Source organism: Marivibrio sp., assembly GCF_040218065.1.
GTDB lineage: Bacteria > Pseudomonadota > Alphaproteobacteria > UBA8366 > Aestuariispiraceae > Marivibrio.
In genome coordinates this window covers 278,800-302,920 of record NZ_JAVJQE010000005.1, presented here as the reverse complement: position 1 = coordinate 302,920, position 24,121 = coordinate 278,800, and the positions used below count along the sequence as shown (strand labels likewise).

At 68.2% G+C, this 24,121-nt stretch carries 21 protein-coding genes and 1 tRNA gene; 8 read left to right on the top strand and 14 right to left on the bottom strand.

The genetic code is table 11. From position 1 onward, the window contains the following. Positions 1-168: 168 nt before the first annotated feature. The 5 genes from RIB45_RS03670 to RIB45_RS03650 form a co-directional block, all read right to left on the bottom strand. On the bottom strand, positions 169-1,275 hold the full coding sequence (locus RIB45_RS03670) for an ABC transporter ATP-binding protein (RefSeq protein WP_350048867.1): 1,107 nt from the start codon (positions 1,273-1,275) through the stop codon (positions 169-171). A gap of 30 nt (positions 1,276-1,305) precedes the next feature. After that, positions 1,306-2,124, bottom strand: a complete 819-nt coding sequence (locus RIB45_RS03665; protein WP_350048866.1) for an ABC transporter permease — start codon at positions 2,122-2,124, stop codon at positions 1,306-1,308. Between the two features lie 10 nt (positions 2,125-2,134). Continuing rightward, a complete protein-coding gene (locus RIB45_RS03660) occupies positions 2,135-3,070 on the bottom strand; it encodes an ABC transporter permease (protein ID WP_350048865.1) in 936 nt (311 codons plus the stop codon). Between the two features lie 157 nt (positions 3,071-3,227). Further along, a complete protein-coding gene (locus tag RIB45_RS03655) occupies positions 3,228-4,340 on the bottom strand; it encodes an ABC transporter substrate-binding protein (RefSeq protein ID WP_350048864.1) in 1,113 nt (370 codons plus the stop codon). A 151-nt stretch (positions 4,341-4,491) separates the two neighbouring features. Then, positions 4,492-5,247, bottom strand: a complete 756-nt coding sequence (locus RIB45_RS03650) for a TetR family transcriptional regulator C-terminal domain-containing protein (protein ID WP_350048863.1) — start codon at positions 5,245-5,247, stop codon at positions 4,492-4,494. A 332-nt stretch (positions 5,248-5,579) separates the two neighbouring features. Here RIB45_RS03650 and RIB45_RS03645 point away from each other — a divergent pair, with 332 nt between their 5' ends. The 3 genes from RIB45_RS03645 to RIB45_RS03635 are packed head-to-tail and all read left to right on the top strand — an operon-like array spanning position 5,580 to position 9,933. Next, a complete protein-coding gene (locus RIB45_RS03645; protein ID WP_350048862.1) occupies positions 5,580-7,010 on the top strand; it encodes an aminotransferase in 1,431 nt (476 codons plus the stop codon). Positions 7,011-7,066: 56 nt separating this feature from the next. Next, a complete protein-coding gene (locus tag RIB45_RS03640) occupies positions 7,067-9,115 on the top strand; it encodes an oxidoreductase (protein ID WP_350048861.1) in 2,049 nt (682 codons plus the stop codon). Positions 9,116-9,147: 32 nt separating this feature from the next. Next, positions 9,148-9,933 (top strand): methyltransferase domain-containing protein, encoded by a 786-nt coding sequence (locus tag RIB45_RS03635; RefSeq protein WP_350048860.1) that lies wholly within the window; start codon positions 9,148-9,150, stop codon positions 9,931-9,933. Positions 9,934-10,102: 169 nt separating this feature from the next. On the opposite strand, the gene RIB45_RS03630 is transcribed toward RIB45_RS03635, so the two are convergent. Then, entirely contained in the window at positions 10,103-11,278 is a 1,176-nt protein-coding gene (locus RIB45_RS03630; protein WP_350048859.1) for an MFS transporter, read from the bottom strand. Positions 11,279-11,281: 3 nt separating this feature from the next. Further along, positions 11,282-13,099: a gamma-glutamyltransferase family protein gene (locus tag RIB45_RS03625; RefSeq protein WP_350048858.1), complete on the bottom strand. Its 1,818-nt coding sequence runs from the start codon at positions 13,097-13,099 to the stop codon at positions 11,282-11,284. 284 nt (positions 13,100-13,383) lie between these two features. Between RIB45_RS03625 and RIB45_RS03620 the strand changes: the two genes are divergently transcribed. Further along, positions 13,384-13,797 carry a CBS domain-containing protein gene (locus RIB45_RS03620; RefSeq protein WP_350048857.1) on the top strand — a complete coding sequence of 138 codons (414 nt, stop codon included), beginning with the start codon at positions 13,384-13,386 and terminating at the stop codon, positions 13,795-13,797. A 17-nt stretch (positions 13,798-13,814) separates the two neighbouring features. On the opposite strand, the gene ligD is transcribed toward RIB45_RS03620, so the two are convergent. Genes ligD through RIB45_RS03605 form a run of 3 tightly spaced genes read right to left on the bottom strand, consistent with a single transcriptional unit; the run spans position 13,815 to position 16,776 of the window. After that, positions 13,815-14,747, bottom strand: a complete 933-nt coding sequence (gene ligD, locus RIB45_RS03615; protein WP_350048856.1) for a non-homologous end-joining DNA ligase — start codon at positions 14,745-14,747, stop codon at positions 13,815-13,817. Next, the gene (locus tag RIB45_RS03610) at positions 14,740-15,276 is read right to left on the bottom strand and encodes a DNA polymerase ligase N-terminal domain-containing protein (protein WP_350048855.1); all 537 of its coding nucleotides are present in this window, start codon (positions 15,274-15,276) and stop codon (positions 14,740-14,742) included. The genes ligD and RIB45_RS03610 overlap by 8 nt, the downstream gene beginning before the upstream one ends. Positions 15,277-15,303: 27 nt before the next feature. Next, positions 15,304-16,776 (bottom strand): malonyl-CoA decarboxylase, encoded by a 1,473-nt coding sequence (locus RIB45_RS03605; protein ID WP_350048854.1) that lies wholly within the window; start codon positions 16,774-16,776, stop codon positions 15,304-15,306. 116 nt (positions 16,777-16,892) lie between these two features. Between RIB45_RS03605 and RIB45_RS03600 the strand changes: the two genes are divergently transcribed. From RIB45_RS03600 to RIB45_RS03590, 3 genes are read left to right on the top strand one after another with little or no spacing between them, the layout of a single operon-like run. Continuing rightward, complete coding sequence (locus tag RIB45_RS03600) at positions 16,893-18,059, top strand: CaiB/BaiF CoA transferase family protein (RefSeq protein ID WP_350048853.1); 1,167 nt, start codon at positions 16,893-16,895, stop codon at positions 18,057-18,059. A gap of 4 nt (positions 18,060-18,063) precedes the next feature. Beyond that, complete coding sequence (locus RIB45_RS03595; RefSeq protein WP_350048852.1) at positions 18,064-18,420, top strand: DUF1491 family protein; 357 nt, start codon at positions 18,064-18,066, stop codon at positions 18,418-18,420. Continuing rightward, on the top strand, positions 18,417-19,376 hold the full coding sequence (locus tag RIB45_RS03590) for an ornithine cyclodeaminase family protein (protein ID WP_350048851.1): 960 nt from the start codon (positions 18,417-18,419) through the stop codon (positions 19,374-19,376). The genes RIB45_RS03595 and RIB45_RS03590 overlap by 4 nt, the downstream gene beginning before the upstream one ends. A gap of 70 nt (positions 19,377-19,446) precedes the next feature. Here the strand turns inward: RIB45_RS03590 and RIB45_RS03585 are convergent, their stop codons facing one another. Further along, the gene (locus tag RIB45_RS03585; RefSeq protein ID WP_350048850.1) at positions 19,447-20,244 is read right to left on the bottom strand and encodes a GNAT family N-acetyltransferase; all 798 of its coding nucleotides are present in this window, start codon (positions 20,242-20,244) and stop codon (positions 19,447-19,449) included. 285 nt (positions 20,245-20,529) lie between these two features. On the opposite strand from RIB45_RS03585, the gene RIB45_RS03580 reads away from it, so the two are divergent. Beyond that, complete coding sequence (locus RIB45_RS03580; RefSeq protein ID WP_350048849.1) at positions 20,530-22,647, top strand: ATP-binding protein; 2,118 nt, start codon at positions 20,530-20,532, stop codon at positions 22,645-22,647. A gap of 44 nt (positions 22,648-22,691) precedes the next feature. On the opposite strand, the gene RIB45_RS03575 is transcribed toward RIB45_RS03580, so the two are convergent. The 3 genes from RIB45_RS03575 to RIB45_RS03565 all read right to left on the bottom strand — a co-directional run bounded on the left by RIB45_RS03575 (position 22,692) and on the right by RIB45_RS03565 (position 24,112). Next, positions 22,692-22,766: transfer RNA gene (locus tag RIB45_RS03575), tRNA-Gln, on the bottom strand. Positions 22,767-22,847: 81 nt separating this feature from the next. After that, positions 22,848-23,192, bottom strand: a complete 345-nt coding sequence (locus RIB45_RS03570) for a (2Fe-2S) ferredoxin domain-containing protein (RefSeq protein ID WP_350048848.1) — start codon at positions 23,190-23,192, stop codon at positions 22,848-22,850. Beyond that, positions 23,189-24,112 carry a 4-(cytidine 5'-diphospho)-2-C-methyl-D-erythritol kinase gene (locus RIB45_RS03565; protein ID WP_350048847.1) on the bottom strand — a complete coding sequence of 308 codons (924 nt, stop codon included), beginning with the start codon at positions 24,110-24,112 and terminating at the stop codon, positions 23,189-23,191. Before RIB45_RS03565 ends, RIB45_RS03570 begins: the two co-directional genes overlap by 4 nt. Positions 24,113-24,121 lie beyond the last annotated feature (9 nt).

Genomic DNA, 24,121 nt, shown 5'->3' with positions numbered 1-24,121 from the left:
GGACTCTGAGGCGTCATCGGTGGAGACGAAGACCGCCGTCGAAGACGATTGCGATTGCCGGCGCGCGGTGAAGACGCCGCTCAAAAACCCGGTTCGGCCGGCGGGAGAAGACGGCGGCTCCTAGTCCGCGCCGCCTCTTACCTCTCGCCCCTCGTCCGGCGTCGCGGCTCAGCCCCTATCCCGTTCCAGCAGGATCACGGCCTCATCCGACCAGCTGAGCCAAACGGGCGCGCCCTCGGCGAGGGACCCGCCGCCCGGCTGCTCGTCCGGCCCGGCGACCGCGATCGGCTGCTCCAACCCGTCAACGCGGACGTGAAAGTGGCTGCGATCGCCGAGATAGGCCGCGGCTTCGATCTTGCCTCGGACGGAATTGGCGCCCCCCTCCGGCGCACTCTCGGACAGCGTCAGCTTCTCAGGCCGAAGCGCGGCGATAAGGCGCGCCGACTTTTGCACATAAGGCCGGCGCGCCGGCGCCTTGATCGCACCGAAGCCGGCGGCGTCGAGGATCGCCTGATCGCCGGAAACCTCCCGTACGGAGGCCTCCAGGAAATTCATCTGGCCGATGAAGTCGGCGACCGTCATATCGGTCGGGTCGTTGTAGATCTCCTTCGGAGAGGCGACCTGCAGCGCCTTGCCGTGCGCCATCACCGCGATCCGGTCGGACAGCGTCATCGCCTCCTCTTGATCGTGGGTGACGAAGACGAAGGTGACGCCGAGCGATTGCTGCAGCTGACGCAGTTCGATTTGCATTTCTGTGCGCAGCTTCTTGTCCAACGCCCCCAGCGGCTCGTCGAGCAGCAGCACCTTCGGACGCCGGATCAGGGCGCGGGCCAAGGCGATGCGCTGGCGCTGGCCGCCGGACAGCTCGTTCGATTTGCGCTGTCCGTAGCCGCCGAGCTTCACCATCTCCAGCGCCTCGTTGACGCGCCGCGTCTCTTCCTCGCGGCCGAGCTTCTCCTTGCGCAGGCCGTAGGCGACGTTCCGCTCGACGTTGAGGTGAGGGAAAATGGCGTAATTCTGAAACACCATGTTGGTCGGCCGCATGTGCGGCGGCGTGCCCGAGACCGGCGCGCCGTCGATGTAGATTTCGCCGACGTCCGGCGTTTCGAACCCGGCCAGCATCCGCAAGAGCGTGGTCTTGCCGCAACCGGACGGGCCGAGCAGCGAGAAGAATTCGCCGGTCCCGATCGACAGGTCGACCTGATCGACCGCCGTGACCGAGCCGAAGCGTTTCGTGACCGTCTCGATCCGCAGATAGGAGTCGTCGCGCGCCATCCGTTCCATCGCTTTCTTCAGGTTATAGGGTCACTCGCCGCCCGCCTGGGGCGTGCCGAAGCTACGTCCGCGCAGCCACTGCGCCAGGAAGACGACGACGAAGGTCACCGTGATGATGCAGGCGCCCAGCGCCAGCACGCCCGGGAGCTTCTGCGGGAAGCGGAGCTGGCTGTAGATGAAGATCGGCAGCGTCTGCTCCGTCCCGGCCAGGAAGAAGGCCATGATGAATTCGTCGAACGAAATCGTGAAGCACAGCAGTAGGCTCGCCAGGATGCCGGGGAAGACCATGGGAAAAGTCACGCGCCAGAAGGTCCACCAGGCGTTGTCGCCGAGATCGGCGGCGGCCTCCTCCATCGATTTGTCGAATCCCTCGAAGCTCGCCATCAGGGTCACGATCGAAAACGGCACGCAGATCAGGATGTGCCCCATCGTGACGGTCCACAGCGACAGCTTGATGTCCGCCTGCGTCAGCAGGATCAGGAGCGCGACGCCCATGATGATCGGCGGGATCACCAGCGGCAGCATGATCACGCCGAGAACCGGCTTCACGCCTTTGATGCGGAAGCGGGTCACCGCTTTGGCGCCGAAAATCCCGAGGATCGTCGCGGTGACGGACGCGATCACGCCGACCTGGATGCTGTTCCGCAGCGCCGCGTGCATCTGCCGGTCCCCGAACATCTCCGCGTACCATTTGGTGGTGAAGCCTTCGAGCGGGAAGCGGATGTAAATCGAATCGTTGAACGAGAACATCGGCAGCAGCGCGACCGGCAGATAGAGAAACGCCAAATAGACGATCGCGTAGATCATCAACGGCCGGTTGGGCCGCTGCAGATGGGCGAGCTTGCTCATATCATCCGCCTCATATCATTCGCTCTTGGGCCTTGCGGCTAAGCCAGATCAGGCTGACGCACAGGATCGTCACGATCGCCATCATCGCGATCGCCAGCGCGGAGCCCAGCGGCCAGTTGTTCAACTTTCCGAACATCTTCTGAACGATGTTCGCCAGCATCAGCCCGTCCGGCCCGCCGACCAAAGCCGGCGTCACGAAGTCGCCGAAGGTTGGGATGAAGATCAGGAAGAGGGCCGCGATGACGCCCGGCGCCGAGAGCGGCAGCGTCACCCGGAAGAAGCGCGCGACCGGCCCGTCGCCCAGATCGGACGCCGCCTCCAACAGCGACCTGTCGATCTTCTCCAGCGAGACGTAGATCGGCAGGATGGCGAAGGCCGCCCAGGCGTGCGCCAATGTGATCACGACCGCCTCCGGACTGTAGAGCAGAAACTCGAGCGGCTCGGAGATCAACCCGAGGGACATCAGGCCGGAATTGATCGCCCCGTTATAGCCCAGCACCACTTTCCATGCGAAAACGCGCAGCAGATAGCTGGTCCAGAAGGGGAGCGTCATCAGGATAACCCAGACGAGCTTATTCTTCTTCACGTGGAAGGCGACGTAATAGGCCATCGGATAGGCGATCAGGACGGTCGCCACAGCGCAGGTCCCGGAGATCGCAATGGTGCGCAGGAACAGCGCCTCGAATATCGGGTTGGAGAAGACCTGTTCGTAGTTCTGCAGGGTGAAGGTGGCGGTGATGTCGAAGCCGGATTGGACCCAGAAGCTGAGCGCCACCATCATCGCCGTCGGCGCGCACATGGCGATCGCCATGACGAGCAGCGTCGGCGAGAGCAGCGCATAGCCGCGCAGCGAATCGCTGCGCCGGAAGCGCGTCGCCAAACTGCGACGGGTCGCGGGACTGGCGGAAGCGGCCGGCCGGTCGCCGAGCGTTGCGCTTTGAGCCACGTGGTCTTCCCCCTGATCGCTAAGACGCAAGAGCGCGCCGACCGGCGCGGCCGGGCGGCGCGACAGGCGGGCCGGGCGCACGCCGATCGCGTCCGCCCCGCCCGCGAAGCCGCGGTCGGCGCCGACGCCGCCTTATGCGGCCGTCGGCGCCGAGTCCTCAGAAGCCGGCTTTGATGTTCTCGAACTCCTGGTTCATCTTGGTCTCGAACTCCTGGCTCTGCGGGATCTGGAACTTGCCCGCCTTGAGCACGTCCGTCGGGTTCGAGCTGAGACCCAGATTGGCCAGCTGCTCTTCACTGAACTGCTCGAACGCCTTGGCGTTGGAACTGCCGTAGCCGTAGTCGCCGATCAGGAAGGTGCCGGATTCGACGCTGATCAGCGAATCGATGATGTCGTGCGCCAGATCGACGTCGGCGTCTTTGTGCATCATCGCCCCGCAGACCCAGGTCAGAGCGCCCTCCTTCGGATCGGCGAACTTCACCGGCACGCCTTCGCCGCGCAACTTGACCGCCGATTCGTTCCAGGTCATCGCCGCGACCAGTTCGCCCGACGCCAGCGCCTGCTCCAACGTCGTCATGTCGTCGGTGTAAGTGCGGATCAGCGGGCGCTGCTCGCGCAGAACGGCGGCCACCTTCTGGAAGTTCTCCTCGGTGGCGATCTCCTCGAACGGCACGCCGGCCTTGATCGCCGCGCACCACCAGGTGTCGCCGGCGGACGCGATGACGCCGAGACGCCCCTCATGCTCCGGATTCCAGAGGATGTCCCAAGACTCCTCCTCCGGCGAGATCAGATCCGTACGATAGGTGACGGAGGTCTGCCCCCACTCCATCGGGACCATGTAGGGCCGACCGTCCTCCATGTTGCCTTCCAACTGGTAGAGCGACGGAATGACGTTTTCCCAGTTGGAGAGCTTGGCCGGATCCACCGGCTGGAACAGACCGGTCGCGACCCACCGCGGCACCGCCTGGTTGCACGGATGGGCGACGTCGGCCACGAAGCCGGCGCGCATTTTGGTCAGGCCTTCCTCCGACCCGCCGAAGGTCGAGAAGCTCGGCGGCTCGCCGTGCTTGGCGATGTAGGGTTGGAACAGCTCCGGAATGTCGTAGCCGCCCCAGGTGAAATACGTGGCGTCGGAACCGGCGGCCTTCGCCGAGCGCGGCGCCGCCGGGACCATCGCGACCGTCACGCCGACGGCCGCCATCGCGGAAAGCATGTCGCGGCGCGACAGCTCGCCTTGCCCGTACGCTTTGACCTTGTCCTTGATCTTCATCACGAGTCTCCCAGTTCTTCAGTCGTGGTTTGGCGTGGGATCTCGGAACAAGTCCAAGAATTCGTTAGCTTTTCTACATCCCATGCGCCGTCGAAATCCCCGAATTTTGACTGTATGGTCAGTCAACAATACGGGCTTATCGTCGAAAACGTCAAGCTGACGTTCCGCTCCCTTGGAGGGCAACCGACTCGGTTCGCCGGTCTTCGCCAGGCGCGGCCTCCGCAAAATCCGCCCCGTCCTGTTCCAGCGACTGGGCGGTCAGATGGTCGAATTCGGACCCGAGGAAATGCTTCGGAAAGAGCTGCGCGAGATACTGCAGGCACGTGCGCATCGCCACGTCGCGCCGGAACTGCTGCGGCGCCATCAGAAGCTCGAGCCACAGCCCGTCCGTCATGCATCGCAGGCCCCGCGCCGCCAACGACGCGTCGACGGCGTAGCCCCCCTCCTTCGCGACCTCGCGGCACAGATCCTCGACCGCGTCGGCGAAAGCGCCGTCGGCCTTGGCGCAAACGTCCAGGTAGGTCGGGCGGCTCTTGGCCTCGCCCCAAAAGGCGTACCAGACCGCGATCTTCTTGCGATTGCAGACCTTGGGGCTGAAGTCCGCGCGCAGCAGCGCCAACAGCTTGTCCCGGGCGCGCGAGGGTTTGGCGATCGCCTTCGACCAGGTCGAGCGATACTCCTCCGTCAGTTGGCGCAACGTCTCGACGAGCAGCTGCTCCTTGCTGGTGAAGTGAAAATTCACCAACCCTCGCGAGACCTGCGCTCGTTGCGACACTTTCGCGAGCGTCATATCGGCGAAGCCGTCGGCCGCGATCACCTCCACCGTCGCCGCGATCAGCTGCTGGCGGGTCGCCTCCTTCTTCTCGATACGAGTTACGGGCGCGGCGGACTTTTTCGGTGCTGGCATCGATTCCCTTGGTCGTTCGTCAGGCCCGCCGCGCGGGCGCCGCATCGCGCGCGCCCGAGGCGTCGAGCCTGCCTGAAACCCACGGACGCGCCGCCCCTCCGACGCGTGCAAGCGGCCTATAATGCGTCATCCTGAGGATATGTGAAGTCTTAATTTTGGCTGAACGTTTGTTCAGTGTGTGGACAATCGGCTTGGGCCGTGCCATTTTGGGCTCGTCTGAACGCATCCGCGCGTCCGACGCCGCGCGCCCCGAAGCGGGGCCGATCGCCGCGCGTCGCCGCGCGAACAAGGGCGCCGAGCCGGCGCGACCCGTAACAGGAAGGCTAGCCGTTATGAAGAGCATGAGCCCCTCGAACGTCACAGAGCCCACAGTCGACGCCCTCGCGGTGGCCGATTCCGCCAAGCGGCATCTGATGCAGCCCTGGGACATGGTCGATCAGCTGGGCGACGAGGCGCGTCCCGTGCTGGACCGCGCCGAGGGCGTCTATCTCTACGACGGCGAAGGCAACCGCCTGATCGACGGACCGGGCGGCATGTGGTGCGTCAATGTGGGCTATCGCCGGCAGGAGATCGCCGACGCGATTTCGCATCAGGCGATGCAGCTGGGCTACAATTCGCCCTGGTTTTCGACCAGCGCGCCGGCGGCGGAATTGGCCCAGCGCATCGCCGAGAAGACCCCGGGCGACCTCAACCGAATCTTCTTCACGACCGGCGGTTCGACCGCCGTCGACACTGCGCTGCGTTTCGTTCACTTCCTGAACAACCTGCGCGGCCGGCCGGAGAAGAAGATGATCCTCTCGCGCGGCGACGCTTATCACGGCTCGACCTACCTGTCCGCCAGCTGTTCCGGCAAGATGCGCGACAAGGACCATCTCGACACCGCGCGCGAGCTCGTCATCCACCTTTCCTCCCCCAACCCCTATCGCCGGCCCGAGGGCATGACGGAGGCCGATTTCTGCGATCATCTGGTCGACGAGATGGAGGCGAAGATCGAGGAGATCGGCGCCGACAAGATCGCCTGCTTCATCGGCGAACCGATCCTGGCGTCGGGCGGCGTGATCATCCCGCCCGAAGGCTACCATAAGCGCGTCGAGGCCTTGTGCCGCAAGCACGACATCCTGATGATCGCCGACGAGGTGGTCACCGCCTTCGGTCGGCTCGGCCATTGGTTCGCCTCGAAGGAGGTGTTCGGCGTGCAGCCGGACCTCATCACCTTCGCCAAGGGCGTGACCTCCGGCTACGTGCCGCTCGGCGGCGTGGCGATTTCGGAGAAGCTGTTCAGCGAGATCGAGCGTTCCGAGGACGGCGTCATGTTCGCCAACGGCTACACCTATTCGGGCCACCCGATCGCCTGCGCGGCGGCGCTCGCGAATATGGACGTCATCGAGCGCGAGGATCTGCTGGCCCATGTGCGCGACATAGAGCCCTATTTCCTCGGCCGACTGAAGGAGCTCGAGGATCTGCCGCTCGTCGGCGAGGTGCGCGGGCGCGGCCTGATGGCCTGCGTCGAAGCGGTGGCGAGCAAGACGAAACGCACCCCTCTCGCGCTGGACAAGAAGGTGGGCGAGCGGATCGACCGACATACCGAGGCGATGGGCCTCGTCGTGCGGCCGATGTACAACATGTGCGTGATGTCGCCGCCGCTCGTGATCGAGCGCCCGCAGATCGACGTGATGGTCGAGATCCTGCGCGAGGGCGTGCTTCGCACGCAGAAGGACCTTGAGGCCGAAGGCGTCTGGTCACCGGCCGACGCGGCCGCCTGATCCGCCCGCCGACCGCCGTGCGGTCGGCGCGCGAGGCCGCAACGGGGGGACGGTCCATGCCGCGGGATCCGCAGTTCGACATCCTGTTCGAGCCGGTGCGAATCGGCCCGAAGACCGCGAAGAACCGGTTCTATCAGGCGCCGCACTGCTCTGGTATGGGCTGGGGCTGGCCGCGGGCGCTCGCGGCCATGCGGGGGATGAAGGCCGAAGGCGGCTGGGCGGTGGTCAACACCGAGTACTGCTCGATCGACCCCAGCTCCGACGACGCGCCCCACCCCTATGCCCGGCTTTGGGACGCCCGCGACGTGAAGGCGAACGCCCTGATGGCCGAGGCGGTGCACGCCCACGGCGCGCTCGCCGGGGTCGAGCTGTGGCACGGCGGCGCCTACATCTCGAATCTCGCCAGCCGACGCCCGACGCTCGATCTGCAAAGCCTGCCCTCGCGCGGCGATCCGGTGCAGTCGAAGAAGCTGGACGCCGCCGACATCAAGGACCTGCGCCGCTGGCACCGCGACGCGGCCGCCCGTGCGGCGGAGGCGGAGTTCGATCTGATCTACGTTTACGCGGCGCACGAATATCTGCTGCACCACTTCCTGCTGCCCGACCTCAACGATCGGCGCGACGCGTATGGCGGCTCGCTCGAGAATCGCGCGCGCATCGTGCGCGAACTGATCGAGGAGGTGCGCGAGGCGAGCAAGGGGGAATGCGCGGTCGCCGTGCGCTTTCCCGCCGCCCATGTCGGCGGACCCGGACCGTCGGACGATGAGATTTCCGCGCTCTTGGAGCACCTCGGCCCGCATGCGGATCTTTGGGATCTGGTGGTCGATGACTACAGCCTTGAAATGGGACATTCGCGCTTCGTCTCGGAAGGCGACGCCGCCGCCCGGTTGATCGAAGCGAAGCGGCTGACCGGCAAGCCGAGCGTCAGCGTCAGCCGCTACACCACGCCGGACGCGATGGCCGCGATGGTGCGCAAGGGCGCGCTCGACATGATCGGGGCGGCGCGCCCGTCGATCGCCGACCCCTTCTTGCCGAAAAAGATCGAGGAGGGTCGGCCCGAGCAAATCCGCGAATGCATCGGCTGCAACATCTGCTACGCCTCCAACTCCCGCGGGGCGCCGATCCGCTGCACCCAGAACCCCACGATGGGCGAAGAGGGGCGGCGCGGCTGGCATCCCGAAAAGGTCCCGGACAAGGGCTCCGAGCGCGCGGCGCTGATCGTCGGGGCCGGCCCGGCCGGACTGGAGGCGGCCTGCACCCTGGGCGCGCGCGGGTACGCCGTCACCTTGGCGGAGGCCTCTGATCGTCTCGGCGGGCGGGTGACGCGGGAGGCGGCGCTGCCGGGGCTCGCCGCCTGGGGCCGCGTGCTGCACCACAGAGAGGAGAAGTTGACCCGCCTCGCCGCCGTGGCCGCCTATCTGGAAAGCCCGATGGACGCGGCCGCCGTGCGCGAAATCGGCGCCCCCGTCGTCGCGATTGCGACCGGCGCGCGCTGGCGGCGCGACGGGATCGGACGCTGGTCGCAGGCGGCGCTGCCGGATCTGGCGGGAGGACCGCTGTTCACGCCGGACGATCTGATGGAGGTCGACGGGCTCGACCGCCTGCCGCTAGGGCCGGTGCTGCTGTTCGACGACGACCACCATTACATGGCCGCCGTCCTTGCGCTCGCCGCGGCGGCGAGCGGGCGCGAGACGATCTTGGTCACCACCGCCGGGCGCGCCTGCGCCTGGGGCGCGAATACGGAGGAGGATTATCGCACCAACGCCGCCCTGATCGAGGCCGGGGTGCGGATCGTCCCGAATCGCGCCGTCGACGGCTTCGACGGGAAGCGCGCGCGCACGCGCTGCGTCTTCACCGGCCGCGCAGAGGATGTGAGCGCGGCGGCGTTGGTGTGCGTCACATCGCGCGATCCGTCCTCTTCGCTCTATGATGCGCTGATCGCCGATCCGGAGGGGCTGGCCGCGGCCGGGATCGAGACCGTGGTGCGGATCGGCGACGCGCTCGCCCCCGGCCTGATCGCGCATGCGATCCACAGCGGCCACGAATTCGCGCGCGAGCTCGATCGCGCGCCGACGCCGATGCTGCACGAAGCGCCCGGCGTCTGACCTGGGAGACCACGACCAAGAGGGAGACCGTCATGAGCGACGCCGAAGAGATCGAATATCCGGACGACCTGATCGCCTTTCTGGAAAGCGTCTGGGGCTGGGGCTTTCTCTCGCCCGGCGGACCGGAGGAGGTCGCGCGGATCGTCGAGGGCGTCGATCTGCGCGGCAAGAAGGTGCTGGATATCGGCTGCGGATCGGGCGGGATCGCGCTGCGCCTGGCGCGCGATCACGACGCGGGCGAAGTAGTCGGCATCGACGTCGAGGGGCCGGTCGTCGCCAAGGCGGAAGAGCGCGCTGAAGAGATGGGCCTCGCCCATCGCGTCTCCTTCAAGAAAGTGACGCCAGGGCCCCTGCCTTTCGCGGACGAGAGCTTCGACGTCGTCTTCAGCAAGGACTCCATGATCCACATCCCGGACAAGGAGACGCTGTTCGCCGACATTTACCGGGTCCTAAAGCCGGGCGGCGAAATCGCCGCCGGCGACTGGCTGATCAGCCACGACGGCGAGCCCTCGCCCGAAATGGCGACCTATATCGAGAGCGAGGGGTTGAGTTTCGGCATGGCCTCGCCCGCGCGCTACAAAAGCGCGATGGAGGCGGCCGGCTTCACCGACGTGCGCCTCGTCAACCGCAACCCGTGGTACAAAGAGGTCGCGCGCGAGGAGCTGGCGCAGATGGAGGGGCCGCTCTATGAGGCGGCCGCCAAGGCCTCCAGCCCGGCGACGGTCGACCACAACATCCAGACTTGGCGACTCATGCTGGGCGTGCTGGAGACGGGCGAGCACTGCCCGCACCATCTGTTCGCGAAGAAGCCCGACTGACCGCGCGGCGGCCTCTCAGCTCCGCTGAGGCGCCCGGCTCAAGCCCGGCCATGACGTCCTCGTCTTCGCGTTCAGCGAATACGGAAGTCGTCATCCCCGGGGGTCGAGACCGGGAATCTCAGGCGGACCGCTCAACGGTCAAGGGCCGATCTTCGCCCGCGCGCGCCCCTCAGGACGGCTTGTCCAGCGCGGCGCGCACCGCCATCAGCACGCCGACGGCGGCGGCGCTCACCCCCATGGCGAGGGGCAGGCCGGCCGGCCCGATCAACTCCATCACCGCGCCTGCGATCGGCGCGCCGGACATGGTCCCCAGCTCCCAGGTCAGGATGAAGGCGGCGTTGGCCGCCGCCATGCCGCCGACGACCGCGAAGCGCGCGCCCAGAAGCGCCAGCGCCACCGTGTAGATTCCGATCAGACAGCCGCCCCACAGCACCAGCATGGGATAGAGCAGCAGCGGCGACGCCGTCAGCGGGACCAGGAGCGCCGCCCCCGCGACCGAGATCAAACACAGGATCACGATAAGCCGGTGTCGGTCGCGGGTTCGGTCGGCGAGCCAGCCGATCGGGAACTGCAGCAACAGCCCGCCGCCGAGCAGCGCCGCCTGCAACAGCGCCGCCTGGTCTTCCGGCAGGCCGGCGCGCACGCCGTAGAGCGCCATCATGCCGAGCGCCGCGCCCTGGGCGACGCCCATCATCAGCCCGGCGCTCATCAGCCGCGGGGCGATCCGGAACACCTTGGCGAGCGCCGCCTTCGCCAGCGGCTCGAAGCCGGGCGCGCCGGGCCGTCCGGGCGCGATCGCCAGCGCCGACAGGATCGCCAACGTCGCGATGGTCGCGAAGGCCGCATTCCCTTGCGTCCCCACCGCCGTCAGCAGCAGAGGGCCGGCGGCGGTCCCGCCGATGAAGGCGGCGATGTAAAGCGAGAGAACCCGTCCGCGCTCGCGCTCCTCGGCCGCCTGGTTGAGCCAGCTTTCGCTCGCCACCCAGTGGACCGACATGCCGAGACCGGCGAGGAACCGCAGGATCGTCCAAGCCCAGTAACCGGGAATCACGATCATCGCCGCAACGCCGGCGGCGAAGACGACGGCGCCGCCCAATACGGCGCCGGTGTAGCCAAGCCGGTTCAACACCGTTCCGATGAAGGGCGCGGTGAAGAAGATCGCGCAGCTGCTGGCGGCGGCGTTGACGCCGATCCAGAAGGCGCTGACGCCCATCTGGTCGAGCTTCAGCGGCAACAGCGGCAAGAACATGCCGATCGCCAGCCCGAAGAAGATGTTGCTGACGATGACGGCGGCGTAGCCGCGCAGGCGCTCCTGGCGCGGGATGGACGCCTGCGCCCGGGACATGAGCTAGCGACCGACCGCGTAGCCCTGCATGCCGCGCGGGTTGGCCGCGCCCTTGATCGTCCCGTCGTCGTCATAGGCCGCGGCCGACAGCCGGCCTTCCGACCAGGGCGGACCTTCGTGCACGTCGTGCCCGCGCGTGCGCAACGCCCCCAGCACGTCGTCGCCGAAGCGCCTTTCGGCCACGATCTTCCGGGGCGAGGCGTGCCGCGGGAAGAAGCTGTTCGGGAAATGCTCGGAATGCCAGGCGGGGGCGTCGATCGCCTGCTGCAGGTTCATACCGTGATCGATGTGGCGCAGCAGCATGATGATCTGCATCTGATCCTGCTGGTCGCCGCCCGGCGTGCCGAACGCCATGTAGGGCCGCCCGTTCTTGTGGGCGAGCGAGGGGGTCAGCGTCGTGCGCGGTCGGCGCCCCGGCTCCAACGCCGACGGCGCAGCCGGGTCGAGCCACGCCATCTGCAGGCGCGTGCCGAGACAGAAGCCGAGTTTGGGGATCGCCGGCGAGCTCTGCAGCCAGCCGCCCGAGGGCGTGACGGAGACGAGGTTCCCGTCCCGATCCGCGACGTCCAGATGGCAGGTGTCGGAGGCGTGCATCTTGCTTTCGGCCGCCGTCGGCTCGCCGCCGCCGAAGCCTGCCATGACGCCCTCGACAGGCTTGCGCCGACAAGCCGCTTCGTAGTCGATCGACCAATTGTTGCCGGCGATCACGCCCGGCCGGAACTCGCCCGACGCCTCGGCGGCGTCGATCAGCCTGCGCCGCTCGGCGGCGTACTCGGCCGAGAGCAGACGGTCCAACGGCACCTCCGTGAATGCCGGGTCGCCGTAATAGGTGTCGCGATCGGCGTAGGCGAGCTTGATCGCCTCCGTCACCGTATGGACGAAGTCGGGGCCGACCGGGTCCATCGCCGCGATGTCGAAGCCTTCCAAGAGCGCCATCGTCTGCAGCAGCACGGGGCCTTGGCTCCACGGGCCGCATTTGAACAGCTCGTAGCCGCGGTAGGTGTAGGAGACCGGCTCCTCGTAATGGGCCCGCCAGCCGTGCATGTCCTCCATCGTCAGCAAGCCGGCGTTCTTCTGGCCGGTCGCGTCCATATGCGGCTCTTCGGCGCAGAAGCGCGCGATCTCCTCGGCGACGAAGCCGTCGTACCAGCAGGCCCGCGCGGCGTCGATCTGGGCGACCCGATCGGACCCGGCGGCCTCCGCCTCGTCCAGCACTCGGCCCCAGGTCTCAGCCAGCGCCGGGTTGCGGTAGAGATCGCCGGTCTTGGGCGCGGAGCCGTCGGGCAGATAGATGGCGGCGGTCGACGGCCAATGCTCTCGCAGCATCGCCTCGGTCGCCTTGATCGTCTCGACCGCGCCGAAGGGCAGCGGGCAACCCTTGGCCGCGTAGCCGATCGCCGGCTCCAGCACCTCGCGGATCGTCATCGTGCCGTAGTCGCGCAGCATCAGCGCCCAGGCGTCGAAGGCCCCCGGAATGCAGGTCGCCATCAGGCCGGTGCCGGGGATGACCTCAAGGCCCAGCGCCTTGAAACGCTCGATCGTCGCGGCCTTGGGCGCCGGCCCTTGGCCGCAGATCACGCGCGGGCGCGCCTCGCCCTTGGCCTGGATCAGGATTGGCACGTCGCCGCCCGGCCCGTTCATGTGCGGCTCGGCCACCTGCAGGACCATGCCGGCGGCGAAGCCGGCGTCGAAGGCGTTGCCGCCGCGCTCCAACACGCCCATCGCCGTCTGCGAGGCGAGCCAATGGGTCGAGGCCGCGACGCCGAAGGTGCCGCGGATCTCGGGCCGGGTGGTGAAGGGGGGCGGGGCGCTGGCGGTCATGGAGATCGATCCTCGAAAAAGCGTTCTGAAGGCCCGCGTCCGGGGCGCGACAACCCGGCTGAGTGTAGGGACGCCGCCCGACGCGGCAAGCCCGGCGACTCCCTATCTGCTGTGCCGGCTGGGAAAAAGCGGCGCTCCCTCAACCGCCCCCTTGCCCCGCCCCCTTGCCCCGCCCCCTTGCAAGGCGCGCGCAGACTCATCAGGTGAAGGATGAAGGCGGACGAAAAGGTTAGTCCGTCGATTGTGAAGGCTACAGGAGACGCCCGACGAAAGGAGGGTTCTCAATGCAAATCAGTCAGGTAATGACTCCCGATTGCGAATGGATCGCCTTGGATGCAAGCGTTGTAGACGCCGCCCAACGGATGCGCGATCAGGATATCGGCGCGGTCGCCGTCGGCGACGGGGAAAAGCTCGTCGGCGTCGTGACGGACCGCGACATTGTGGTGCGCGCGGTCGCCGAGGACGCGACGCTGCGCGACGCCAAGGTCAGCGACGTGATGACCGACAAGGTGCTCTACCTGTTCGAGGATCAGACTACCGACGAAGCGGCGCGCAACATGGCCGAGACCGGCGTGCGCCGCATGCCCGTCGTCGATCGCGACAAGACGCTGAAGGGCGTCGTCACCGTGGGCGACCTCGCCAAGGCCGGCGAGGACGCGCAGGCCGGCGATGCGCTGCGCCAGATCGCGGCGGCGTGATCGCGCAGAGCTGAGCCTCAGAGCGCTTCCAAGCGCTCGCGCAGCGCCGTCGCCGAGAGGCGGCGGCGTTTTGCGTGCGCGCCGTAGAGATCCGCCCAGGGGTCCTCGCGCTGGCCGAGCCGCCGGAACAATGAGCCGAGCGTCACCCGTTGCGGGTCCATGCTCGTGGAGAGTTCGTCCCAGTCGAGCGGCGCTGCGACCGGCGCGCCCGGCAAAGCGCGCAGGCTGTAGGGCAGGATGGTCGTCTGTCCGTAGGCGTTGCGCAGCCAATCGACGAAGACGCGCGCGCCGCGATCCGCCTTGCGTTGGGCGACGGTGAGGCGGTCCGGGTCGTCCGCCGTCAGGCGTTCCGCCAGCGCGCTCGCCAGCGCGCGACTGGTTTCGAAGTCCGACCGGCCGTCGAGCGGGACCAACAGGTGAAGCCCGCGCGAGCCCGTCGTCATCACATAGGCCGGCGCGTCCAGTTGGGCGAGAAGATCGCGCGCGGCCCGCGCGGCCGAAACGATCGCAGGCATCCATCGCCGCCGATCATCGGCGTCCGTCGCATCCGACGGCGGATCGAAGTCCAAAATCAGGCGATCGGGCGCGTCCAAGGCGTCGGCGCGCGACAACGCGCCGTGGAACTCGACCGCCCCCTGATCGGCGAGCCAGGCGAGCGCCTGCCAACTGTCGGCGGTCGGCTGCACCATCGTCCCGCCTTCGATCGGAACGGCGACGCGGTCCAGCCAGTCGGGATAGTGATCGGCGACGCGCTTCTGGAAGAAGACGGCGCCGTCGACGCCGTCCGGCGCGCGCTTCAGGCTGAGCGGTCGGCCGGCGTAATGGGCGAGAAGCTCTTTTCCAACTCTTGAGTAATAGTCAACGACGGCGGCCTTATCGATCCCGGCCGCCGGGAAAAAGAGCTTGTCGGGATTCGACGGCTCGATCGCCTCGGGCGGGCGCTCAGCCATCGTCGCGCCCCTCGCGCCGAACCTGGTCGAGGGTGCGCCCGCTCGCGACCGAGCGCGTCTCGGCGGCGGTCGGATTGCGCCGTGCGTCCGCCGCCCCGTCGCGCGTCTTGATCATCAGCCAGTTGTCGGAGGCTTTCTTTCCCATCCGCTGGAAGGCGTAGCCGCCCGAGAGCTTGTCGCCGTCCAGCCGCACCACGAGATGGCCCGACTCGTACGCGTCCTTGAGGTCGGCGGCGTCCTCCGGCGGCGACCCGCCTTCCGGATCGACCGGATAGTCGAAGCGGCCTCGATCCCAGATCAGGACGGGTCCGGCTCCCTCCTCGCCGTCGGGAATCACGCCTTCGAACGCTGCATAATCCAGATCGTGATCCGGCGTCGGCACGGCGAGGCGCTTTTCCCGCGGGTCCGTCGAGGGTCCCTTGGGCACGGCCCAACTCTTCAGGACGCCGTCGATCTCAAGCCGCACGTCGTAATGATGCGTCGTCGCGTCATGCTCTTGGATCACGAAGATCGGGCGCTCGTCGCTCATCGGCTCCCTCTTTCAAAGCCTCCCCGATCAGAGCAGCGCCTTCACCTGGCTCGATACGGCGATGTGTCCCTCTTCGGCGAAGCGCTCATGGTTTCGCTCGATGTCGGAAAGCTTGTAGAGATAGTTCACCATCATGCCGCAGGACTGCTGCAAGCCCTTCTCGGAGACGTCGCCCATCCAATTGATGCGCTCCACCTGCGCGCCGTTCGACAAATGGAAGCGCGCGACCGGATCGCGCGGCCCGTCGCCCTTCTTCTCGCGCACCAGATACCGGGCGCACAGCCGCATCAGCGGCTCGCGCAGCGCTTCGACCAGCGCCGGCTCCTCGGTCCAGGCCTCCTCGGCGATCAGCTTGGGCAGATGGCCCTTGGCGACCGTACGCCCGGTCGCCTGCTTCAGGCGCTTGCGATCTTCCGCCGTCAAAATCCTGGGCGCGCCGTCGGCGATCGCCCGCTCCATCCATTTCCGGAATCCGGGAACAGGGGACAGGGTCGAAAAGGTCTTCAGATTGGGCAACTCGTGACGCAGATCCTCGACCACGCGCTTGATCAGGAAATTGCCCAGACTGATGCCGCGCAGCCCATTCTGGGTGTTGGAGATCGAGTAGAAGATCGCCGCGTCCTGCTGGCGCGGATCGGCGGTCGGCGCGTCCTCGTCGAGCAGGGTCTGAACGTTATCCGCCAATCCGCGAACCAGCGCCACCTCGACGAAGATCAACGGCTCCATCGGCATGTTGGGATGAAAGAAGGCGTAGAGCCGCCGATCCGCGGCGAGACGGTTATGCAGATCCTGCCAGCTGCGGATCTCATGCACCGCCTCGTATTCAATCAGCTTCTCCAGGAGCGCGGCCGGCGACTGCCAGTTGATCGCCTGCATCTCCAGAAAGCCGACGTCGAACCAGCTGCGCAGCAGGCCCTTCAAATCACGCTCGAGCGGTTCGAGCTCCGGCGCCTCTTTCAGAAAGGCCAGCACGTCGGCGCGCATGTCGACCAGGAACTTCACTCCCTGGGGCAAGGCGTTGAACTGGGTCAGCAGCTCGATCCGCGGCGCGGTCAAGGCGCGGCGCAAGCGGTCCTGCGCGCTCCGGCGGGCGGCCTCGTCGTCGGCCGCCTCGTACTCAATGACGGCGGCGTCGACCGCGTCGCGCTCAGGCCCGAAATTGGCCGCAAGCACCTTAAGGAACTCCAACCGGCCGGCGCGCCCTAGATCGAGATAGATTTGCCCCAGTCCGGCCGCGCGTTGGCGCGCCGAGACTTCGCCGCCGCGGCCGTCGAGACAGGCGGCCATCCGATTTTTGAGATCCGTGCGTTCGCGAGCGCCCAGATCGCTTCGACCGGCCAGCGGCGCCTCCGCTCCGCTCAACTCGCGCCAAGCGGTGCGCACGCTCTCCCAAGTGCGCATGAGGAAGCTCGGCCCTTCTCCCGCGCCGGGGTCCGACGTCGGAACGGCGCGCTTGATCTCGGGCGCTTTCCCTTCCGGCATGGCGACGGTTTCTTTCACGATCGACCTCCGCGGCGCGTCAAAGTTTCGATATGAGCAGCCGTTGACAAGGGGGCAAGGGGCGTCTCTCTATCGAGCCTAGCCGCTGATCGAGACATCAAAAAGACGGGAGCGCCATGATGGACGCCGCCGGCCCGCTTTCGGGCGTCACCGTGATCGATATGACCCGTGTGCTGGCGGGTCCCTATTGCACCATGGTGCTGCGCGATCTGGGCGCGCGGGTCATCAAGGTGGAGCCGCCGGGGCCGGGCGACGACGCCCGCGGCTTCGGGCCCTTCATCGACGGGCGCTCGGCTTATTTTCTGTCGCTCAACCGCGGCAAGGAGTCGATTGCGCTGGATCTGAAGAACGCCGACGATCGCACGGTCTTCGAGGCCCTTCTGAACCGCGCCGACGTACTGGTGGAGAACTACCGCGCCGGCACGCTCGAGAAGCTCGGCTACGGCTGGGAGGCGCTGCATGCGACCTACCCGACGCTGATCTACGCGGCCGTCTCCGGGTTCGGGCAAACCGGCCCCTACGCCGCCCGCGCGGCCTACGACATGGTGGTTCAAGGCATGGGCGGCATCATGAGCGTCACCGGTTGGCCCGGCGGCGAGCCGACGCGCGTCGGCACCTCGGTCGGAGACATCACGGCCGGCCTGTTCACCGCGATCGGCGTTTGCGCCAGCCTGAAGGATCGCGAGCGCACCGGCGAGGGCGCGATGGTCGACGTCGGCATGCTGGACTGTCAGATCGCGATCCTGGAGAACGCGATCGCACGCTATGCGGTCAGCGGCCAGGCGCCGGGCCCCTTGGGCGCCCGCCACCCCTCGATCACGCCGTTCGAGAGCTACCGGGCCGCCGACGGTCACGTCATCATCGCCGCCGGCAACGACAAGCTGTTCGCCAAACTGGCGCACGCCTTGGGTTTGCCGGGCCTGATCGACGATCCGCGCTTCGCCGACAACCAGGCGCGCAACGCCAATGTCGACGCGCTGAAAGCGGAAATGGAGGCGGCGCTGACCGGCGAGAGCGTCGATCATTGGCTGGCCGCGCTGGAGGAGGCCGGCGTCCCCTCCGGCCCGATCAACGACGTGGCGCAGGCTTTGGACGACCCGCAGGTGCGCGCGCGCAACATGGTGGTGGAGATGCTGGATCCCGGCTTGGCGCGCCCCTTGATCATGGCCGGCAACCCGATCAAAAGCTCCGCCTACCCGGACCCGTCGACGCGCCCGCCGGCCCCGGCCCTGGACCAGCACCGGGCGGCGCTGCTGCGCGAACTCGGCCTCGGCGAGGGCTGAGGCGTTGGCCGACGACGATCGCCTCCCGACGCATCTGTGGGTCGGCGCCGCGCTCGCCCGCTGTTCGGCAGAGGGCGTGCCCGCTATGGTCCTGCACAAGGGCGAGCGGATGTCGGGGGTCGTGCTGGTCAAGATTTCGCGCCTCGCCGAGGGCGGGGACGCGGTCCGCCTGCTGACCCAGCAACGTGATCTCGACGGCAGGCTCGGCTGGGTCCCGGCGCTGAAGGAGGACCGGCCGAGCGAAGCGGACGCCGACGCCTACATCGCGCGCGCCCGGGCGCGCGACCCCGACCTCTGGGCGGTGGAAGTGGAGGATCCGACAGGCCGCAATCCCTTCGACCCGAAGGAGGCCGAGGAATGATCCCCCGTTGGATCGACGCAAAGACGGTCGAGCGCCTGACCCCGTTCGGCCCGCTGATGGACTGGCTGGAGGCCCGCCATCGTGAGCCGCCGGCGAAAACCGAGCGAGTCCTGATGCAGGACGAGAGTCGGACCGGTCCGCCCAACGCCTTCCTGACCCTGCCGGCATGGGCCCCTGGGGCGGCGATGGGCGTGAAGATCGCGACCGTTTTTCCGCAAAATGAGGAAGAAACCGACGGGCCGCCGACGGTTCAGGCCGTCTACCAGTTGTTCGACGGGCGCGACGGCCGACCCGCGGCCTTGATAGACGGCACGATGATGACGCTGCGCAAGACGGCGGCCGACAGCGCTCTCGGGGCGCGGCTGCTGGCGCCGGCGCGACCGGCGCGGCTGTTGATGGTCGGCGCGGGGTCGCTTTGCCGCCATCTGATTGAGGCCCACCGCGCCGCCCGACCCAGCCTGACGCAGATTGCAATCTGGAATCGAACGCCCGCGCGCTCGGCGGAGAAGGCGGCCGCGCTGCGCGCCGAAGGAGTCGCGGCCGAAGCGACGACGGACCTGGAGGCGGCGGCGCGCGCCGCCGACGTGATCTGCTGCGCGACCATGAGCGATCGACCGCTGATCCTGGGCGACTGGTTGAAGCCCGGCTGCCATCTGGATCTGGTCGGCGGCTACACCCCGGCCATGCGCGAGGCCGACGACGCGGCCGCGGCGCGCGCCCGGATCTTCGTCGACTCGCGCCCCTTCACGCTTGGCTGCGTCGGCGATCTGACCCAGCCGATGGCGGCAGGCGTCGTCGACGAGAGGGACGTCCTGGCCGACCTCTACCAACTGGCGCAAGGCGCGCATCCCGGACGCGGCGACGACGCGGCGGCGGTGACGCTGTTCAAGAACGGCGGCGGCGGGCATCTTGATCTGATGACCGCCCGGTTCGTCGCGGCCGCGGCGTCGGGCTAAGCCGGCGCGCTCGACGGGCCACGCGGTCTCCCCGCATCCAGGGGTCCGGCCGCGCCTTCCCGGCCCGCCATCAAGGCGTCGGCGTCTGCTTTTCGCGGTGTTCGAGCGACACCTCGATCGGCGGGACGTCCGTCCCGAAATCGCCGGCGGCGTGGCGGGCCTTGAGGTCTCGATCGAGACTGGTCGCGATCGAATCGATCAGTTTCGCCCCGCCCTCGCTCTCCACCTCGGCGAAGAACACGATGGTCAGCCGGCCGGGGAAGTCGACTTGCGCCATCGCCGTCAGGACGTCGGCTATGTGACTGTCGACCTCCGCCTGGATGGCGCCGGCCAGCGCCGCGCCGATCCGACGCTCGCGATAGGCGGGGCGGACGTAGAACAGCTCGGGATAGACTGACAGGATCAGGCGCGGCTCCTCCGCGGGCGCGTCGCCGACCGGATAAGCGCTCAGCGCGCATTGCCAGCGCACGTAGCCGACCGGCGTCTCGTCCTCCGGCGCATAGGCGATGAACAGATGGTGCGTCTGCGGATCGAACCCGTCCAGATAGGCGGCGGCGCTTTCCTCAAAGGCGGGATCCGCGTCGAGGTCGGCGCGCAACGCCGCCAGCGCGGCTGCCGCCTCCGCCGCCTTCAAGGTGAGGCGCATCAGGCAGGCCGTCTCGTCCAGTTCCTCCGGCGCGCCGCCCATGACGCGATAGAAGGCGGCCGGCGTGCCGAGCGCCTCGTTCGCGGCGCGTCGGCTGTACGGGTCGTAGCCGTCGGCGGCCGCCATCCGCGACCGGGTCGCGGCGCCCAGCGGCTTGAAGCCGGCGGCGGCCTGGACGGCGGCGAGCCACGCGCCCGGCCCTTTCGGATCGCTCGCGGCCATGGCGCGCGCCTCTCCTGTTGATCAATTTCGGGGCTCGGTCGGATCAGCGCGAGCATGCAGCCGCGGTCCGCGGCGTCAAGAGGGCGGGGCTGTGCTGTGCGTCCCGTCACTTGCAGGGATTGGGAAAACCGCTAGTGTAATTGCAACCAAAGGCCGTCCACTTAAAGCGGCGTCCGAAAGGGGCGGCGGTCGCCGTCTTGATTTTGCGGGAATGGAGAAAGGTCAAAGCGACGGAACGCCCGCGCGCGTGCGTCGCGTTATTCGGTCTGGCAGGAACCGACGCTGATGCCGCAAACGCTGGACACCGCTTGGTTGATCGTCGCCTCCGCACTCGTTCTGGTGATGCAGGGCGGCTTTTGCGCGTTGGAGGCGGGGCTCGTCCGCGCGCGCAACAATATCAACGTGGCCGCCAAAAACTTGGCCGACCTGTGCCTCTCGACGGCCGCGTTCTGGGCGGTCGGCGCCTGGATCATGTTCGGGGAGGGGTCGCTGTCCGATCCGAGCCCGGCGGAAGTCGAGGTCGGGTGGGCCGCCGCCCTGCTGTTGTTCCAGGCGCTGTTCTGCGGCACGGCCACGACCATCATTTCCGGGGCCGTGGCCGAGCGGGTGGGCTACGTCGCCTACGGAGCCACCGTCGTCTTCATCGCAATCGCCGTCTATCCGGTCGCCGGGAGCTGGGCCTGGGCCGGCCTCGACGGCGGGCCGCCCGGCTGGCTGGAGGCGATGGGGTTCGTCGACTTCGCCGGCTCGACCGTGGTGCATTCGGTCGGCGGGTGGGCGGCGCTCGCCTTCTTGATGGTGATCGGGCCGAGGGCGGGGCGGTTCGGCCCCGACGGCCGCAATCCGCAGGCCAGCAACGTGCCGCTGTCGGCGCTTGGGGTCGTGTGCCTGTGGGTCGGCTGGTTCGGCTTCAACGGCGGCTCGACGCTCGCGTTTGACGGGACGGTTCCGGTGGTGGTGCTGAACACCATGCTGGCCGCCTGCTTCGGCGGAATCGCCTCTCAGCTGCTTTCCCAGGCGATCTACCGCAAGGTCCGGATCGAAGCGCTTTTGAACGGAATCTTGGGCGGATTGGTCGCAGTCACGGCGGGGGCGCACATCCTGCCGGCGTGGGGCGCTGCGACGGTGGGCGGGATCGGCGGGTTGGCGGTGGTCGGGGCGTCGCATCTGCTGGTGCGCTGCCGCATCGACGATGCGGTGGGGGCCGTGCCGGTTCATCTGGCGGCGGGCGCGGCCGGCACGATTCTGCTGGCGGTGCTGGCCGAGCCGGCCGCGCTGCCGCTGCCGCGCGCGGAGCAGTTGGGCGTACAGACGCTCGGCGTGCTGGCGATCGGCGGCTACAGTTTCGCGGTCTCGTTCCTCGCGCTGAAGGCGATCGACCGCGTGACGCCGTTGCGCGTCAGCGCGGCGGCGGAGGCGCGCGGTCTCAACATGGTCGAGCACGAGGAAAGCTCTGCGCTGATCGACATGATCGACGAGATGGAGCGTCCCGGCCAGGAGCCGGAGGCCCTGCCGACGCCGGTCAAGGTGGAGACGGGCGCCGAGATCGAGCCGGTCGCCCGCCAATACAATCAAGTAGTCGGGCGCGTCCACGCCTACACCCGCCATCTCGAGGAGACGATGGAGCAACTTGTCCGCGCCAAGTCGGACGCCGAGGCGGCCAACAACGCGAAGTCCGCCTTCCTGGCCAATATGAGCCATGAGTTGCGCACGCCGCTCAACGCCGTGATCGGTTTCGCCCAGGTGATGGAGGAGGAGAGTTTCGGCCCGCTGGGCGGGGACGGCCGGTATAAGCAGTACGTCGTCACCATTCGCGAGGCGGGGGCCCATCTGCTCTCGGTCATCAACGATCTGCTGGAGCATTCGCGGATCGAGGCCGGGCGGTTGGAGCTGGATGAGGAGTCTGTCGACCTGGTCGAGCTGCTGCATCAGGTGCGACGCCTGACCGAGGAGAACGCGCATCAGGGCGGGGTTGCGCTGGAGGCGACCCATGACGAGGACCTGCCGCGCCTGCACGCCGATCAGCGGCTGGTCCGCCAGGTGCTGATCAATCTCGTCTCCAACGCGATCAAATTCACCGAACGCGACGGCAAGGTGCGCATCGACGCGCGTGTCGAGCCGGACGGGCGCATGGCGCTGGTCGTCTCGGACACGGGCATCGGCATGGCGCGCGAGGAGCTGCGTCGCGCGCTCGAGCCCTTCACCCAGCTGAACGCCGCCTATAACAAGAAACATCCCGGCACGGGCCTCGGTCTGCCCCTCGTCAAGGCGATGATGCGCCTGCACGGCGGCAGCCTGACGATCGACAGCATGCTGGGCCACGGCACGACGGTGACCGCGCGCTTTCCGGAGACGCGCACGCTCTTCGTCGATCGCGCGCCGGAAGGCGCCGGCGCGGCGTGAGGACGCCGGCGCGGCGTTAACGCCTGATTCAGGGACAGACACGGTGGCTGGGGCGGCAGGATTCGAACCTGCGAATGGCGGTACCAAAAACCGCTGCCTTACCGCTTGGCTACGCCCCATCGCGCGCCGACCGCGTCGAGGCGGACAATAGGCGAGCCGGGCCGGCTTGCCAAGATCGGCGGCGGCCGGACAGGCGCGGATCAGGCGCCTGGATAAAGCCCGGCGAAGGGATCGTCGCGATCCTCGTCCTCGGCGGCCACGCCGCACTCGCGCGCCAGCCGGTCGATCAGCGCGGGCAGATCCGCCTGCGTCATCGCCAGCAGGAAATCGCCGCCGGGCGCGAGACGCATGGCCGGTCCCTGGCGGCATTTGTTCAGGCAATGGATGCGCTCCACCCGGCAGGCGATTCGCCGCTCCGCGATGCGCGTCTCCAGGGCGCGGGCGAGGCGCTCCGAGTCGCGGTCGCCCCCGCAGCACGGCTTGTTCGACCCGCTGAGCGGGTTGACGCAGACCAGCAAGCGGTCGGGACGGCGCGCCTCGCTCATTCCGGGACCCCCTCGGTCAGCAGCGCGCCGGCGGCGATCCACCAGGCGCCCGGCGCCGTCCCGCGCAGGCGGGCGGCGAGCGCCTCGGCGCTCGCGCGGTCTTCGGTCAGCGCGAAGCAGGTGGCGCCGCTGCCGCTCATCGCGGCGAACAGACTTTCAGGCTCGGCGGTCAGCGCCTGCAAAACCGACCCGACCGACGGCGTCGTCTCGATCGCAGGATCGGTCAGGTCGTTGCCCAGACCGCGCAGCGTCGCGGCCAGATCGCGCGCGGTCGGGCCGAGGGGTCCGAGCGTCCCGGACGGGGCCGAGATGCGCCCCCGCAACGCCCGGAAGACCGTCCCGGTCGGCGTCGCAACGCCGGGATTGACCAACAGGACGCCCGCCGGCGCGAGCGGCCCCACGGGTGTCAGCCTTTCGCCGATCCCGCCCATCCGCGCAGGCTCGCACGCCAGACAAACCGGCACGTCCGCGCCAAGCGTCAAGGCGGCCTCAGCCAGCGCCGCCGGATCCGGCGCGACGTTCCACAGCGTCGTCAGCGCCCGCAGGGCCGCGGCGGCATCCGAGGAGCCGCCGCCGATCCCGCCGGCGGCCGGCAGGTGTTTCTCAAGCGTCAACGCCGCCCCCGCCCGCACCCCGCTCAGTCGGCGCAAGGCCCGCGCCGCGCGCAGCACCAGATTGTCGTCGGAGGGAAGTCCCGCCAGATCGCCGGCCCGCGGCCCCGTCACGCAAAGCGACAAATCGCCGGCCGGCGCCGCGGATACGCGATCGCCGATGTCGGCGAAGGCGACCAGACTGTCCAGCAGATGATAGCCGTCGTCGCGCCGCCCCAGAATTTTGAGCGAGAGATTGATCTTCGCAGGCGCGCTGCGTCGGAGGCCGAGAGGCGTCACGGAGGGGCCGGGCGTGGCGGGGTCGTTCATGCCTGACGC

Coding starts and splice junctions, on each gene's coding strand:
- RIB45_RS03670 (WP_350048867.1), bottom strand. CDS start 1,275: ATGGCGCGCGACGACTCCTATCTGCGGATCGAGACGGTCACGAAACGC.
- RIB45_RS03665 (WP_350048866.1), bottom strand. CDS start 2,124: ATGAGCAAGCTCGCCCATCTGCAGCGGCCCAACCGGCCGTTGATGATC.
- RIB45_RS03655 (WP_350048864.1), bottom strand. CDS start 4,340: ATGAAGATCAAGGACAAGGTCAAAGCGTACGGGCAAGGCGAGCTGTCG.
- RIB45_RS03650 (WP_350048863.1), bottom strand. CDS start 5,247: ATGCCAGCACCGAAAAAGTCCGCCGCGCCCGTAACTCGTATCGAGAAG.
- RIB45_RS03645 (WP_350048862.1), top strand. CDS start 5,580: ATGAAGAGCATGAGCCCCTCGAACGTCACAGAGCCCACAGTCGACGCC.
- RIB45_RS03640 (WP_350048861.1), top strand. CDS start 7,067: ATGCCGCGGGATCCGCAGTTCGACATCCTGTTCGAGCCGGTGCGAATC.
- RIB45_RS03635 (WP_350048860.1), top strand. CDS start 9,148: ATGAGCGACGCCGAAGAGATCGAATATCCGGACGACCTGATCGCCTTT.
- RIB45_RS03630 (WP_350048859.1), bottom strand. CDS start 11,278: ATGTCCCGGGCGCAGGCGTCCATCCCGCGCCAGGAGCGCCTGCGCGGC.
- RIB45_RS03625 (WP_350048858.1), bottom strand. CDS start 13,099: ATGACCGCCAGCGCCCCGCCCCCCTTCACCACCCGGCCCGAGATCCGC.
- RIB45_RS03620 (WP_350048857.1), top strand. CDS start 13,384: ATGCAAATCAGTCAGGTAATGACTCCCGATTGCGAATGGATCGCCTTG.
- ligD (WP_350048856.1), bottom strand. CDS start 14,747: ATGGCTGAGCGCCCGCCCGAGGCGATCGAGCCGTCGAATCCCGACAAG.
- RIB45_RS03610 (WP_350048855.1), bottom strand. CDS start 15,276: ATGAGCGACGAGCGCCCGATCTTCGTGATCCAAGAGCATGACGCGACG.
- RIB45_RS03600 (WP_350048853.1), top strand. CDS start 16,893: ATGATGGACGCCGCCGGCCCGCTTTCGGGCGTCACCGTGATCGATATG.
- RIB45_RS03590 (WP_350048851.1), top strand. CDS start 18,417: ATGATCCCCCGTTGGATCGACGCAAAGACGGTCGAGCGCCTGACCCCG.
- RIB45_RS03585 (WP_350048850.1), bottom strand. CDS start 20,244: ATGGCCGCGAGCGATCCGAAAGGGCCGGGCGCGTGGCTCGCCGCCGTC.
- RIB45_RS03580 (WP_350048849.1), top strand. CDS start 20,530: ATGCCGCAAACGCTGGACACCGCTTGGTTGATCGTCGCCTCCGCACTC.
- RIB45_RS03570 (WP_350048848.1), bottom strand. CDS start 23,192: ATGAGCGAGGCGCGCCGTCCCGACCGCTTGCTGGTCTGCGTCAACCCG.
- RIB45_RS03565 (WP_350048847.1), bottom strand. CDS start 24,112: ATGAACGACCCCGCCACGCCCGGCCCCTCCGTGACGCCTCTCGGCCTC.